The organism is Arthrobacter sp. B0490 (assembly GCF_002929355.1).
Lineage (GTDB): Bacteria > Actinomycetota > Actinomycetes > Actinomycetales > Micrococcaceae > Arthrobacter_D.
Genome location: NZ_PJIR01000096.1, coordinates 1 through 645 on the forward strand (window position 1 = coordinate 1; position 645 = coordinate 645).

General features: G+C 66.5%; 1 protein-coding gene. It reads right to left on the bottom strand.

Annotation, left to right across the window (positions count from 1 at the left end; translation table 11 throughout):
* A partial coding sequence (locus CXQ97_RS18810; protein ID WP_104182375.1) for a response regulator transcription factor occupies positions 1–631 on the bottom strand: 631 nt, incomplete at its 3' end.
* Positions 632–645 lie beyond the last annotated feature (14 nt).

A 645-nucleotide genomic window follows, 5' to 3' on the forward strand; every position in this document is an offset into this window, starting at 1 on the left:
CCTGACGGGACGGGGCGCCCGAGGGCGTCGAGATGTAGACGGCGGCCTGGGTCCGTCGCCGGAAGCCGAGTTTCGCGAGGAGTGAGGACACGTAGTTCTTGACCGTCTTCTCGGCCAGGAACAGTTCGATGCCGATCTGCCGATTCGTCAGCCCGTCCCCGATCAGCGTGAGGACCTTCCTCTCCTGTGCCGTCAGGCCGGCCAGGCGTAGGTCCTCCTGCGGCGCATCCCGCAGGCCGGCGATGATGCGGCGCTTCATGCCGGGTTCGAACAGGGATTCACCGGCGGCGGCCCTCCGTGTCCTTCCGACCAGGTCCGAGCCGAGGATCTCCTTGAGGATGTAGCCGGAAGCGCCGGCCAGTATCGCGCCTCGCACCGCATGGTCGTCGTCGTAGCTGGTCAGGATGACACACGACAGGGAAGGATCGATGGAGCGCACGTCCCGGCACACCTCGATCCCCGTCCCGTCCGGCAGTCTCGCATCCAGGATCGAGATGTCGGGTGACAGGGCAGGGATGCGGCGCGTGGCTTCCTCGGCGGAGCCGGATTCCCCGACGATCTCGCACCCTTCGGCCTCCAGCAGTTCCCGTAAGCCCCGCCGGACCAGTTCGTGGTCATCGAGGATGAACACCGTGACGTCCTTCA